Source organism: Streptomyces sp. NPDC036815 (genome assembly GCF_055609205.1).
The window spans coordinates 287,004-299,741 of record NZ_JBVJPW010000003.1; the positions used below are offsets into that span (position 1 = coordinate 287,004).

Genomic DNA, 12,738 nt, shown 5'->3' on the forward strand with positions numbered 1-12,738 from the left:
TTCGATTCCGGCGGGGGCGGGTTCTGGGGTCGGGGAAGCGTCGGTCACGTCCGGCAGGACGCGGTACGGCGAGAACCACCTGACTGGGATGGCACACCCATGCGCTGGGCCCGAGCCCGACCTCGTCCGCACTGGCGTGCCCTGTGTCACTGACCCGTGTGATTCGACTCGGCGCTTCAGTACCCCGGCCGCGGAAGAGAAGTTAGCCGATCGGTCGAGACCGGTGCAGTGACGATTCTGCACAGGCGGAGGCGGGGCGGGCGGTGAGGCTCGTGGCGGCGGAGTGCGCGAGCGGAGTGGATGGCTGTGCGAGTACGGGGACAGGACAAGGACGCCGGGCGGGAGCGGTCGGCCGGGGCGACCGGCGCTCTGGTCGGCCGGGGCGAGGAGCTCGGGGCGCTGCGCGGCATGCTCGCGCGGGGCAGACTGGTCACGGTGGTCGGCGGCGCGGGCGTCGGCAAGAGCCTGCTCGCCGAGCACGCGGCCGTCGCGGCGGGCGGTTCGATGCCGGACGGTGTGGTGCGGGTGCGGTGGTGGGACGGGACTCCCGCGCGGCGGCGGTCGGTCGCGGAAGCGGTGGCCGAGGCGATGGACGACGTGGAAGGCGGGGCCGGGGCGCCCGTGGGCGTCGCGGAGTTGGCGGCGCGGCTCCGCTCGCGCCGGCTCCTGGTGGTGCTGGACGACTTCGATCCGGTGCGCGGCGAATGCGTACGGCTCGTCCGGGCGCTCCTCGACGACGCGCCGGAGGTACGGGTCCTGACCACTGGACGCCACCCGCTCGGCCTCGGCGAGGAGGCGGTGCTGCGGCTCGGGCCGCTGGGCGTCGCGGGGTGCGGGAGGGGCGGGGACGGAGACGGCGGGTCGGACACGGGGGCTGACGGCGTCGGCGGCGATGACGGGATCGGCGACGCGGAGCAGGCAGTGGCCCCCGCCGTCGCACTGTTCCTGCACCGGCTGCGTGCCGCACGGCGCCGCTCGGGCCAGGACGGCGGGCCCGCGCCCGAACACCACGGCCCCGCCCAACGCCACGGCCCCGCCCGCGGCGTCCACCCCGACGAGCTGCGCCTCGCGGGCGACATCTGCCGACGGCTCGAAGGCGTGCCGCTGGCCGTCGAGTTGGCGGCGGCGCAGGCCGCGCAGTACCCGCTGGCCCAGCTCGCGCGGATGCTGGAGTCCGCGCAGGGCTGGCTCGGCGTGGTCGACGCGCCGTTGCGCAGGCACCGTTCGCTGCGGGCCGCGGTGGGCGCGGGGTACGCGCTGTGCGGGACGGCGGAACGGACCGTGTGGGCCCGGCTGAGCGTGTTCTCCGGCGCCTTCGACGAGGACGCGGCCGCGTACGTCTGCTCGGGCGGCGGAATCGAGGCGCAGGACGTGCCCGCCACCCTGGCCCGCCTCGTCCTCGCCTCGGTCCTGGAACCCGTCGGCGACCCCGGCGGCGTCCTCACCCCGCGCTACCGGATGCCCGCGGCGGCCCGCGGCTTCGGCGCCGAACGGCTGCAGTCCGCCGGAGAGACGGCGTCGGCCGTCAGTCGGCACCTGTACTGGTACGGCCATGTCGCGTCCACCGCCCACCACTTGTGGAGCACCGGCATGCACGAGCGGGCCGCCTCGCTCGTACGCGACGACGAGGCCGAGCTGCGCGCCGCCCTCGCCCGGGAACCGAGCGGCGCCGACCAGGCGTCGGCGGCGCTCGCGCTCGCCGTCGACCTGTGGTTCTGGTGGGCGGTCTGCGGCCACGCCGACGAGGGCCGCTCCCTGCTCGGCCGCCTGCTGCCGCTCGCCAGGCCCGGGGCCCGTATGGCGGGGCAGGCCCTGTGGCTGGCGGGGTGGCTCGCCGTGTGCACGGACGCCCCGGAGGCCGCCGAACTGCTCGGTCAGGCCTGGTGCGTGGGCGTGCTCGCGGGCGACGACGCCACGGTCGGGCGCGTCTCGCACGTGCTCGGCGCGCTCGCCCTGAAGGACGGCAGCACGGAGCGGGCCATCGCCCACCTGCGGGAGGCCGCCGACACGATCCCCGTGCACGCGGAGCACGGCCCGGCCGCCGCCGTCAGCTGGGCCCTGCTCGCCGTGGCGCAGGCCAGGGTGAGACCCGCCGACGCGTGGCGCAGCGTGCGCCGCGCGTCAGCGGGCCCGCAGCCGCGGCACGACCTCTGGACCCGTTCCATGACGCAGTACGCCCAGGCCTTCGTCGACCACGTGCGCGGCCGCCGCAGCCGCGCCTGGCGCCGCGCCCACAAGGCACTCGCCGGCGCCCTCGGGGTGGCGGGGGCGGCGACCGCCACGGTGGCGGGGCCGCCCGGCGCCGCGCTCATCCATCAGCTGATCGCAGACATCGAGACGGGGACGCCCCTTGCCTAGCAAGCCCTACGAGGGGCGCTACGGTTCGACGGCACCCCGCACAGACGGCGGAGGGCCCGGCGCGTCGGCGATCACCGCACCGCCCGCCCCTCCAACACCCCCTGCCACCCCGGCGCCGCTAGCAGTGAGGATTCCGTTCGGGGCGGTGTGGCGCGGCGGCCGCCTCGGCTGAAGAAGTCGGCCAGGGGCAGCGTCGCCGCGCCCACCGTGACCGCGTCGGGGCCCAGTTGGCCCAGTTCGACGGTGGCGCGGGTGGCGGGGTGGCGCAGGGCGTACGCGTCGGTGTACTCACGGATGGCGGGCAGCAGGCGCGGGCCCAGTTGGAGGCCCGCCCAGCCGCCGACGAGCACGCGTTCGGGGCCGAAGAGATTGATGAGGTCGGAGATTCCCGCGCCGAGGTATTCGGCGGTCTCGTCGAGCACGGCCGCGGCGACCGGGTCCGGTGCGGTGCCGTCCTGCGGGTGGGCGGCGTCGAGCAGGGCGCTCAACGCCGTCTCCTCGTCGGCGCCGGGCGGCAGTCGGCCGCCCTCCTCCTGCCAGCGCGCCAGAAGCGCCTCGGCTCCCGCGTACGCCTCGAGGCAGCCCCGCGCGCCGCAGCGGCAGCGGCGGCCCCGGAGGCTGACGGTGAGGTGGCCCCACTCGGCGGGGCCGCCGCGTGCGCCGCCGTGGATGACGCCGCCGGTGACGACGCAGGCGCCGACGCCCGAGCCGATCAGCACGATCGCCGCGTCGCTCGCACCACGTCCGCCGCCGAACCACATCTCGGCCTGGCCCAGGGCCCGCGCTCCGTTGTCGACGAAGTACGCCGTATCGACGGGGAGTTCGATGGCCTCGCGCAGCATGCGTTCCAGCGGGACGGCGTCCCAGCCGATGGTCTGGCCGTGCACCACCGTGCTGCCGTCGTCGTCGCGGTCGACGATGCCGGGCACGCCCACCCCCACGCCGATCAGCGAGCCGTCCGGGGCGCCGGGCTCGATGCCCGCCTCGGCCCGCACCTGCGCCACGCCCTCCCGGATGTGCCGGACGATGGTCGCGACGTCGTAGCCGGAGTCGGTCAACGGGTGTTCTGTGCGGGCGAGTTCCTTCAGGCCGAGGTCGAAGGCCTCCACCCGGACGCGGGTCTCTCCGACGTCGACCCCGATGAGGCGGCCGCTCGACGGCGCGACGCGCAGCAGGGTGCGCGGCCGCCCGCCGTCGGACTCGACGCTGCCCGCCTCCTCCAGGAGACCGTCCGCGGTGAGCTCGGCGACGACGTTGCTCACGGAGCCCGAACTCAGGCCGGTCGCCGGTCCCAGCGCCTGGCGGCTCATCGGCCCGCCGAAATACAACCGTTGCAGTACCGAGGCGCGGTTGCCCACGCGCAGGTCGCGCACCGTTCGACTGCTCCGCTCGGCCATGTGGCTCCTCTCCGGTCGGCAACATACCCGTGCGCGACCCCTTGACGCGACTATCTCTCAGGTTTTAACTCACGTCCTAAATTAAGCCGTGAATTCGTTCGGACGCCGAACTCGGCACGCTCCCATGCCCGTTCTCAATCCCTGCCATCAACCTCGAAAGGGACGGATCCGCCATGCGCAGACTCCGAGCTGTGGCGACTCTCGCCACCGTGACCGCTCTCACCGGTGCCACCCTCACGGCCTGCGGCGGCGGCACCGGCACAGGGGGCGAGGGCAGCAACGCCTCGCCCAGGACGCTCACCTACTGGGCGTCCAACCAGGGACCGAACCTCGCGGCGGACAAGAAGATCCTCACGCCCGAGCTGAAGAAGTTCGAGGCGGAGACGGGGATCGAGGTGAAGCTGGAGGTGGTCCCCTGGTCCGATCTGCTCAACCGGATCCTGGCGGCGACCACGTCGGGCCAGGGCCCCGACGTCCTCAACATCGGCAACACCTGGTCGTCCTCGCTGCAGGCGTCCGGCGCCCTGCTGCCGTGGGACGCGAAGAACTTCGACGCGATCGGCGGCAAGGACCGCTTCGTCGACGCCGCGCTCGGCTCGACCGGCGCCGCGGGCAAGGACCCGGCGGCGGTGCCGCTGTACTCACTGTCGTACGCGCTCTACTACAACAGGGCTATGTTCAAGGAGGCGGGCATCAGCAAGCCACCGGCCACCTGGGACGAGCTGGTCGCCGACGGCAAGAAGCTCTCCAAGGGCGGCAAGTGGGCGCTGGGGGCGGAGGGTTCGAACCTGGTGAACAACATCCACCAGGCCTTCGCCCTCGGCAAGCAGCACGGCGCCGACTTCTTCGACGCGCAGGGCAGGCCGACCTTCACCTCGCACGGTGCCGTGGCCGCCGTGAAGCAGTACGTCGACTTCATGGCCAAGGACAAGATCATCGCCCCTGGCAACGCCGAGTACGCGCAGAACCAGTCGCTGCGGGACTTCGCCCAGGGCAAGACCGCGATGGTGCTCTGGCAGGCCGCCGCGACCACGTTCGACGCGCAGGGCATGAAGCCCGACGAGTGGGGGGTCGCTCCGGTCCCCGTGGCATCGGGCAAGCCCGGCGCGGGCCGGCGGGTCAACTCGATGGTCGCGGGCATCAACCTGGCCGTCTTCAAGAACACCGACAATCTCGACGGCGCGCGCAAGTTCGTGAAGTTCATGACGAGCGACGCCGAGCAGGCCCGCCTCAACAAGGCGTACGGATCGATCCCGCCGGTCAGGACGGCGCAGGAGGACGCCGCCTTCGACCGCGCCGACACCGCCGTACTGCGCGACACGCTCCGCAAGAGCGCGGCGCCGCTGCCGCAGGTGCCCAACGAGTCGCAGTTCGAGACGTCGGTGGGCACGGCCATCAAGAAGCTGTTCGCCGACGCGGCGGCGGGACGGGCGGTGACCACGGAATCCGTGACGTCCGAACTGTCCAAGGCCCAGCAGCAGATGCCGAAGAGCTGAGCCGCTGCCGATGACCACGCTCACCACGCCGCCCACGCCCAAGGAGCGGGCCGCGTCGCCCTCCGGCGGTCGCAGACCCCGCCTGCGCCTGCCCGCGCGCCTGCGCCGCGTCTCGCTCCCCTACCTCCTGCTGCTGCCCGCGCTGCTCCTCGAACTCGTCGTCCACCTGGTGCCGATGGCCGTCGGCATCCTGATGAGCTTCAAGGAGCTCACCCAGTTCTTCATCCGCGACTGGGGCGCGGCGCCCTGGACCGGCCTGGACAACTACGAGCTGTCGGTGGACTTCGACGCCCCGGTGGGCGAGGCGCTGCTGCACTCGTTCTTCGTCACCGTGGCGTTCACCGTCCTCTCCGTGGGCCTGTGCTGGCTCATCGGCACCGCGGCGGCGGTCTTCATGCAGGAGAACTTCCGCGGCCGCGGCCTGCTGCGGGCCGTCTTCCTCATCCCGTACGCGCTGCCGGTGTACGCCGCCGTCATCACCTGGTCGTTCATGTTCCAGCGCGACACGGGCCTGATCAACCACGTCGTCCACGACCAGCTCGGGCTCACCGACAGCAGGCCCTTCTGGCTGATCGGCGACAACAGCTTCATCGCGCTGCTGACCGTGTCGGTGTGGAAGGGCTGGCCGTTCGCCTTCCTCATCGTCATGGCGGGGTTGCAGAACATCCCCAAGGAGCTGTACGAGGCGGCCTCGATCGACGGGGCGGGGATCTGGCAGCAGGTGCGGCGCATCACGCTGCCGTCGCTGCGTCCGGTGAACCAGGTCCTCGTCCTGGTGCTCTTCCTGTGGACGTTCAACGACTTCAACACGCCGTACGTCCTGTTCGGCAAGTCGGCGCCCGAGGCCGCGGACCTGATCTCCATCCACATCTACCAGTCGTCGTTCGTCACCTGGAACTTCGGCACGGGCTCCGCCATGTCGGTCCTGCTGCTGCTCTTCCTGCTCCTGGTGACGGCCGGCTATCTGCTGGTCACCTCGTGGAGCCCACGTGGTGCGCGCGGGTGGCGCGGAAGGAAGGCCGCCGATGTCTAGCCGCTCACCGATGGCCGCGCCGCGTTCGTTCGCGTGGTCCCGGCGGATCTTCCTGACGCTGCTGACCGGTTTCGTCCTGCTGCCCATCCACGTGATGGTGAGCAGCTCCCTCAAACCGCTGCAGGACGTGTCGGGTTCGTTCCGCTGGCTGCCGAGCGGGTTCACCGTGCGGCCGTACATCGACATCTGGAAGACGGTGCCGCTCGCGGACTACTTCATGAACTCGCTGATCGTGGCGGGCGCGGCGACGCTCTGTTCGGTGGTCATCGCGGTCTTCGCCGCGTACGCGGTCAGCCGGTACCGCTTCCGGGGCAGGCGGGTGTTCACCGTGACCGTCCTGTCGACGCAGATGTTCCCGGGCATCCTCTTCCTGCTGCCGCTCTTCCTCATCTACGTCAACGTCGGCAACGCCACCGGCATCGCGCTGTTCGGATCGCGCGCCGGGCTCATCCTCACCTACCTCACCTTCTCGCTGCCCTTCTCCATCTGGATGCTCATCGGGTACCTCGACTCGGTGCCGCGCGAGCTGGACGAGGCGGCGCTGGTCGACGGGTGCGGGCCCCTCGGCGCGCTGTTCCGCGTCGTGGTGCCCGCCGCGGTCCCCGGCATCGTCGCGGTCGCCGTCTACGCCTTCATGACCGCCTGGGGAGAGGTGCTCTTCGCCTCCGTCATGACCACCGACGCCACGCGCACCCTCGCCGTGGGCCTGCAGGGCTACGCCACGCAGAACGACGTGTACTGGAACCAGGTCATGGCCGCGTCCCTCGTCGTGAGCGTCCCCGTCGTCGCCGGCTTCCTGCTGCTGCAGCGCTATCTCGTCGCCGGGCTCACCGCCGGAGCCGTCAAGTGACCCCTGCCGAAAGGAACTCCGTGACCGACCCCTCCTCCTTGGACCTCTCCGCGCTCCCCCAGGACTTCGCGTGGGGCGTGGCCACCTCGGCGTACCAGATCGAGGGCGCCGTCGACGAGGACGGCCGCTCGCCGTCGATCTGGGACACCTTCGCGCGTGTCCCGGGCGCGATCGAGGGCGGCGACACCGGTGACGTGGCCTGTGACCACTACCACCGCTGGCCCGAGGACATCGCGCTGCTGCGGGAACTCGGCGTCGACGCCTACCGGTTCTCGCTGGCCTGGCCGCGCGTGGTGCCCGGCGGTGACGGGCCGGTCAACGCGGCGGGGCTCGACTTCTACGACCGGCTCGTCGACGCGCTCCTGGCGGCGGGCATCTCCCCGAGCGCGACGGTCTACCACTGGGACCTGCCGCAGGCGCTGCAGGACCGCGGGGGCTGGCCCGAGCGTGAGAGCGCCGAACACTTCGCGGCGTACGCGTCCGTGGTGGCCGAGCGGCTCGGCGACCGGGTCACCCACTGGGCCACGCTCAACGAACCGCTCTGCTCCGCCTGGATCGGCCACCTGGAGGGCCGCATGGCGCCGGGCCTGACCGATCTGACGGCGGCCGTGCGCGCCTCGTACCACCTGCTGCTCGGGCACGGGCTCGCGACGCAGGCGATCCGCGCGGCGGCGCCCGGCGCGCAGGTCGGCATCGTCAACAACCTCTCCCCCGTACGGCCCGCCTCGGACCGTCCCGAGGACATCGCCGCGGCCCGGCGCGCCGACGGGCACACCAACCGCTGGTGGCTGGACCCGCTGCACGGGCTCGGGTTCCCCGCCGACATGCGCGAGGTGTACGGCGTCGAGCTCCCGGAGCGCGCGGGCGACGCGGCGACCATCGCGCAGCCGCTGGACTGGCTGGGCCTCAACTACTACTTTCCGGCGGTCGTCGCCGACGACCCGGCGGGCCCGGCGCCGTTCGCCCGCCAGATCCACCGCCCCGAGGTCCGGCACACCGGCATGGACTGGGAGATCGACGCGGACGGCCTGGAGAGCCTCCTGATGCGGCTGACCGGCGAGTACGGGGCGCGCAGGCTGTACGTCACCGAGAACGGCTCGGCCTACCCGGACGTCGTGCGCGCCGACGGCACCGTCGACGACCCGGAGCGCGTCCGCTACCTGCGCGAACACCTGGCGGCGTGTGCCCGCGCCGTGCGCAGGGGCGCCCCGCTGGCCGGCTATTTCGCGTGGTCGCTCCTCGACAACTTCGAGTGGGCGTACGGCTACGACAAGCGCTTCGGCCTGGTCCACGTCGACTACGCCACCCAGCGCCGCACGGTGAAGTCCAGCGGCCGCCACTACGCGGACCTCGTGCGGGCCCACCGCCTGCGGACCGCGCGGGCGGCCTGAGCGGAGCCCGGCCGTCCGCAGGGGTGCGCTGCTGCCCGGCCTCAGCACGTGAGGCCGGGCGGCGGGCTGCTCAGCTCGCTGGTCCCGCGCCCGCCCTCAGCGTGTGATCGCGCCCAGCAGCGCCTTCGCGCACAGGTCCCTGACCTGCTCCCGCGTCAGGTCCGGTTCCTCCAGCCACTCCAGGCAGACCGCGACCATGAACGCGAGCCAGCCCCGCACGGCCAGACGCACCGCGGGCGGGTCCTGGGTGATGTCGGCGGCGCCCGGGTCCGCGGCGAGCGCCGCGAGGATCTGGCGCTCCTGTGCGGCGAGGCCCTTGCGGTAGACCTCGCGGACCAGCGGGTCGCCCGCCGCCTCGGCGCGGTGGAAGGCGCGGAAGCCCTGTGCGTGGCTCTCCACGTAGCCGAGGAACGCGTCGAGTCCGGTGGTGATCTGCTCCTGCACCGGCAGTCCGGGCTCGGCCGCCGTCAGGCGCAGCATGCGCTCGCTCTCGCGGTGCACGACGGCGGCGAAGAAGTCACGTTTGGTCGGGAAGTAGTGGTACAGGAGGCCGCGCGAGACGCCGGCGATCTCCGCGACCTGCTCGATCCACACGTCGTCGTAGGGCTTCTGCGCGAACAGCCGGGCCCCGACCGAGAGCAGCTGCTCACGCCGCTCGCCCGTGCTTAGCCTGCGGCGCGTGCGCTCCTGTGGGTTCGCGGCCATGCACGCACCTTACTTGACGCGAATTCAATAGCGGTACCAGACTGGGATCTCCTATTGAATCCACGTACAACAGGCCCAACGGGCCCGTCGGACAAGGGAGATGGGCACATGGCGCAGACGACGCGGTCCGCGGCGGCGAACAGTGCGGACGGGACCGGCGCGCCCGGCCCTCTCCAGAAGGGTTTCCGCAGCGCCGAGCTCGGCTGGCCCGAGCTGCACCGGATCCCGCATCCGCCCCGCCGGCTGCCGCTCCTCGGCGACGTCCTGGGCGCCAACGTCCGGACCCCGCTGCAGGATTCGATGAGACTGGCCCGCAGGCTCGGGCCCATCTTCCGGCGCAAGGCCTTCGGCAAGGAGTTCGTCTTCGTGTGGGGCGCCGAGCTCGCGGCGGACATGGCCGACGAGTCGCGGTTCGCCAAGCACGTGGGTCTCGGCGTCGCCAACCTGCGGCCCGTGGCGGGCGACGGCCTCTTCACCGCGTACAACCACGAGCCCAACTGGCAGCTGGCGCACGACATCCTCGCCCCCGGGTTCAGCCGCGAGGCGATGGCCGGCTACCACCCGCTGATGCTGGACGTGGCGCGGCAGCTGACGGCGCGCTGGGACGAACGGGAGTCGGCGGGCCGGGCCGTGGACGTGCCGGGCGACATGACGAAGCTGACCCTCGAGACGATCGCCCGCACCGGTTTCGGGCACGACTTCAGCTCCTTCGAACGGTCCGCACCGCATCCCTTCGTGTCCGCGATGGTCGGCACCCTCTCCTACGCCCAGCGGCGCAACGTGGTGCCGCCGCTGCTGACCCCGCTGCTCCTGCGCGGCGCCGACCGGCGCAACGACGCGGACATGGCGTACCTCAACCACACCGTCGACGCGGTGGTCGCCGCCCGCCGCGCCGCACCCGGTCGGGGCGGCCAGGGCGATCTGCTCGACCGCATGCTGGAGGTCGCCCACCCCGACACCGGCGAACGGCTCACTCCGGAGAACATCCGCCGGCAGGTCATCACGTTCCTCGTCGCCGGGCACGAGACGACGTCCGGCGCCCTGTCGTTCGCGCTGCACTACCTCTCACGCAACCCGAGGGTGCTCGCCCGCGCGCGAGCCGAGGTCGACGAGGTCTGGGGCGCCGAGGGGGAACCCGCGTACGAACACGTGGCCAAGCTGCGCTACCTGCGGCGGGTGCTCGACGAGTCGCTGCGGCTCTGGCCGACCGCGCCGGGGTTCGCCCGCGAGGCACGGGAGGACACCGTCCTCGGGGGTACCCATCCGATGCGCCGCGGCGCCTGGGCGCTGGTCCTCGCGACGATGCTGCACCGCGATCCGGCGGCCTGGGGCGAACACCCCGAGGAGTTCGACCCCGACCGGTTCGCCCCTTCGGCCGTACGCGCCAGGCCCGCCCATGTCTTCAAGCCGTTCGGCACCGGCGCCCGCGCCTGTATCGGCCGTCAGTTCGCCCTGCACGAGGCGACGCTGGTCCTCGGCCTGCTGCTGCGCCGCTACGACCTGCACGCCGATCCGGGCTACCGGCTGCGCATCGCCGAGCGGCTCACCTTGATGCCGGACGGCCTCACCCTGCGGCTCACCCGGCGCGCGCCGGGCACGTAAGGCGCCGTTGTCAGACCCGTGCGCAAGAGTAGGGGTGGCATCCCGCGATGCCGTACACGCCACCCAGCGCAGAGGAGTCGCTCGACATGACCGGCACGACGTCCGAGGAACTGCTCGCCGCCCAGGCCTGCTTGCGTCTGCTGCACACCGCCCGCGCCGCGCTCTCCGACTCCGCGTCGGTCTCGCCGGTGGCCGCGGCGACGCTGCTGGCCGGGCCGCTCGCGGAAGCGGACGAAGCACTGCGCCGCGCGGGCTTCGCGGGCAACGAGGCAGCGCTCATCGACCGGATCTACGATCTGGCACCGCCCCCGCGAGCCGCGGAGGGTGGCACTCGTTCCGGCCGGGTACCGATGACCCGGTCCTGCGCCCGAGAGGGGAGTCAGTCATGAGTGCGGACGAAGGCAACGCCTCGTACGGCCACAAGGAGTTCAAGCGCTCCAAGAGCCACTTCGCGGACCGGATCACGGCGGACGGCCGCGGCGGCTGGCCCGTCGAGGCGGGGCGCTACCGCCTGGTGGTAAGCCGGGCCTGCCCCTGGGCGGGCCGGGCCCTGGTCTCCCGGCGGCTGCTCGGCCTGGAGGGCGCCCTCTCGCTGGGCGTCACCGACCCGATCCAGGACGACCGGAGCTGGCGGTTCACGCTGGACCCCGACGACCGTGACCCGGTCCTCGGCATCCGCTTCCTGAGCGAGGCGTACGAGGCGCGCGAGAGCGGCTATCCGGGAGGGGTCAGCGTCCCCGCTGTCGTCGACGAGCCGAGCGGCAAGCTGGTCACGAACGACTTCCAGCAGATCACGCTGGACTTCGCCACGGAGTGGACCGCCCTGCACCGCGAGGGGGCGCCCGACCTGTATCCCGAACCGCTGCGCGACGAGATCGACTCGGTGATGGAGGGCATCTTCCGCGACGTCAACAACGGCGTGTACCGGGCGGGCTTCGCGCCGGACCAGTCGACGTACGAAGCGGCGTGCCGCGATGTCTTCCGCCGTCTGGAGCTCACCTCGGAACGCCTGACGAGCCGCCGCTATCTCGTCGGGGACTCCCTCACCGAGGCGGACATCCGCCTGTTCAGCACACTGGTGCGGTTCGACGCCGTCTACCACGGCCACTTCAAGTGCAACGTGCGCAAGCTGACCGAGGACCGGGTCCTGTGGGCGTACGCCCGTGATCTGTTCCAGACCCCGGGGTTCGGCGACACCATCGACTTCGACCACATCAAGCGGCACTACTACCAGGTGCACGCGGGCATCAACCCGACCGGCATCGTGCCGCTGGGCCCGGACCTCGCCGAGTGGCTGACGCCGCATCACCGGGAGGAACTGGGCGGGCGGCCCTTCGGCGACGGCACACCTCCGGGACCCGTGCCCGCCGGGGAGGAGGTGCCGGCCACCGGGCGGCCCTGAGAGCCTGTCCTCGCGGTCCGCCCGGCCCGCCCCGGCGGGTCAGCCCATCGCGGTGCCCGGGTCCGTGAGCGGTTCCCGGTCCGGCTCCACGATCCGCTCCTCCTCCCGGCCCGGGGCCTGCCGCCAGGTGAACTGGTCGCCGCCCACCCAGCGCACCGTGTCCGGGTCGTCGAGGTCGTGCACGGTGATGCCCGCCATGGCGGCCGCGTCCAGGACGTCCGTGACGGTCTTCGCCTTGCCGACGACCTGGCCGTCGATCTCGACGATGCGGAAGGGCGGGTGCCCCGGCTGCACGCCGAGGACCGTGATCCGGGGATTTGCCATGTAAAAGTACGCTTCGGTCATGCCTGGAACCCTTCCACGGCGACCGGCGCGGCCACCTCGCCTGTCGGCCGCTCGGGCTACACAACGCGAGGTTGTGACCCGGGGCAGGGCGGTTGTTTGATCAGCCGGACGGTCGCTCGCTTGGATGTCACGCGGCAGCACGAGGCTGCCGGTGAGTCT

Annotated in this window: 11 protein-coding genes; 8 read left to right on the top strand and 3 right to left on the bottom strand. The window is 72.4% G+C overall.

All coding sequences use genetic code 11. The features are described from left to right. Positions 1-300 precede the first annotated feature (300 nt). The gene (locus tag ACZ69I_RS10065) at positions 301-2,358 is read left to right on the top strand and encodes an ATP-binding protein (RefSeq protein WP_470831364.1); all 2,058 of its coding nucleotides are present in this window, start codon (positions 301-303) and stop codon (positions 2,356-2,358) included. 71 nt (positions 2,359-2,429) lie between these two features. On the opposite strand, the gene ACZ69I_RS10070 is transcribed toward ACZ69I_RS10065, so the two are convergent. Beyond that, entirely contained in the window at positions 2,430-3,755 is a 1,326-nt protein-coding gene (locus ACZ69I_RS10070) for an ROK family protein (RefSeq protein WP_470831366.1), read from the bottom strand. A gap of 173 nt (positions 3,756-3,928) precedes the next feature. Here ACZ69I_RS10070 and ACZ69I_RS10075 point away from each other — a divergent pair, with 173 nt between their 5' ends. From ACZ69I_RS10075 to ACZ69I_RS10090, 4 genes are read left to right on the top strand one after another with little or no spacing between them, the layout of a single operon-like run. Next, complete coding sequence (locus ACZ69I_RS10075) at positions 3,929-5,251, top strand: ABC transporter substrate-binding protein (protein WP_470831367.1); 1,323 nt, start codon at positions 3,929-3,931, stop codon at positions 5,249-5,251. A gap of 10 nt (positions 5,252-5,261) precedes the next feature. Beyond that, positions 5,262-6,284 carry a carbohydrate ABC transporter permease gene (locus tag ACZ69I_RS10080; protein WP_470831368.1) on the top strand — a complete coding sequence of 341 codons (1,023 nt, stop codon included), beginning with the start codon at positions 5,262-5,264 and terminating at the stop codon, positions 6,282-6,284. 10 nt (positions 6,285-6,294) lie between these two features. Continuing rightward, on the top strand, positions 6,295-7,134 hold the full coding sequence (locus ACZ69I_RS10085; protein ID WP_470831587.1) for a carbohydrate ABC transporter permease: 840 nt from the start codon (positions 6,295-6,297) through the stop codon (positions 7,132-7,134). Between the two features lie 20 nt (positions 7,135-7,154). Beyond that, positions 7,155-8,525, top strand: a complete 1,371-nt coding sequence (locus ACZ69I_RS10090) for a GH1 family beta-glucosidase (RefSeq protein ID WP_467677789.1) — start codon at positions 7,155-7,157, stop codon at positions 8,523-8,525. Positions 8,526-8,621: 96 nt separating this feature from the next. On the opposite strand, the gene ACZ69I_RS10095 is transcribed toward ACZ69I_RS10090, so the two are convergent. Beyond that, positions 8,622-9,230 carry a TetR/AcrR family transcriptional regulator gene (locus ACZ69I_RS10095; protein ID WP_470831370.1) on the bottom strand — a complete coding sequence of 203 codons (609 nt, stop codon included), beginning with the start codon at positions 9,228-9,230 and terminating at the stop codon, positions 8,622-8,624. Between the two features lie 108 nt (positions 9,231-9,338). Between ACZ69I_RS10095 and ACZ69I_RS10100 the strand changes: the two genes are divergently transcribed. The 3 genes from ACZ69I_RS10100 to ACZ69I_RS10110 all read left to right on the top strand — a co-directional run bounded on the left by ACZ69I_RS10100 (position 9,339) and on the right by ACZ69I_RS10110 (position 12,234). After that, positions 9,339-10,832: a cytochrome P450 gene (locus tag ACZ69I_RS10100; protein ID WP_470831371.1), complete on the top strand. Its 1,494-nt coding sequence runs from the start codon at positions 9,339-9,341 to the stop codon at positions 10,830-10,832. 86 nt (positions 10,833-10,918) lie between these two features. Beyond that, positions 10,919-11,221 (top strand): hypothetical protein, encoded by a 303-nt coding sequence (locus ACZ69I_RS10105; RefSeq protein ID WP_470831373.1) that lies wholly within the window; start codon positions 10,919-10,921, stop codon positions 11,219-11,221. Beyond that, positions 11,218-12,234 carry a glutathione S-transferase family protein gene (locus ACZ69I_RS10110; RefSeq protein ID WP_470831374.1) on the top strand — a complete coding sequence of 339 codons (1,017 nt, stop codon included), beginning with the start codon at positions 11,218-11,220 and terminating at the stop codon, positions 12,232-12,234. The genes ACZ69I_RS10105 and ACZ69I_RS10110 overlap by 4 nt, the downstream gene beginning before the upstream one ends. 39 nt (positions 12,235-12,273) lie before the next feature. On the opposite strand, the gene ACZ69I_RS10115 is transcribed toward ACZ69I_RS10110, so the two are convergent. Next, positions 12,274-12,579: a hypothetical protein gene (locus ACZ69I_RS10115; protein ID WP_467677779.1), complete on the bottom strand. Its 306-nt coding sequence runs from the start codon at positions 12,577-12,579 to the stop codon at positions 12,274-12,276. Positions 12,580-12,738 lie beyond the last annotated feature (159 nt).

Coding starts and splice junctions, on each gene's coding strand:
- ACZ69I_RS10105 (WP_470831373.1), top strand. CDS start 10,919: ATGACCGGCACGACGTCCGAGGAACTGCTCGCCGCCCAGGCCTGCTTG.
- ACZ69I_RS10100 (WP_470831371.1), top strand. CDS start 9,339: ATGGCGCAGACGACGCGGTCCGCGGCGGCGAACAGTGCGGACGGGACC.
- ACZ69I_RS10095 (WP_470831370.1), bottom strand. CDS start 9,230: ATGGCCGCGAACCCACAGGAGCGCACGCGCCGCAGGCTAAGCACGGGC.
- ACZ69I_RS10115 (WP_467677779.1), bottom strand. CDS start 12,579: ATGACCGAAGCGTACTTTTACATGGCAAATCCCCGGATCACGGTCCTC.
- ACZ69I_RS10070 (WP_470831366.1), bottom strand. CDS start 3,755: ATGGCCGAGCGGAGCAGTCGAACGGTGCGCGACCTGCGCGTGGGCAAC.
- ACZ69I_RS10075 (WP_470831367.1), top strand. CDS start 3,929: ATGCGCAGACTCCGAGCTGTGGCGACTCTCGCCACCGTGACCGCTCTC.
- ACZ69I_RS10085 (WP_470831587.1), top strand. CDS start 6,295: ATGGCCGCGCCGCGTTCGTTCGCGTGGTCCCGGCGGATCTTCCTGACG.
- ACZ69I_RS10110 (WP_470831374.1), top strand. CDS start 11,218: ATGAGTGCGGACGAAGGCAACGCCTCGTACGGCCACAAGGAGTTCAAG.
- ACZ69I_RS10080 (WP_470831368.1), top strand. CDS start 5,262: ATGACCACGCTCACCACGCCGCCCACGCCCAAGGAGCGGGCCGCGTCG.
- ACZ69I_RS10065 (WP_470831364.1), top strand. CDS start 301: ATGGCTGTGCGAGTACGGGGACAGGACAAGGACGCCGGGCGGGAGCGG.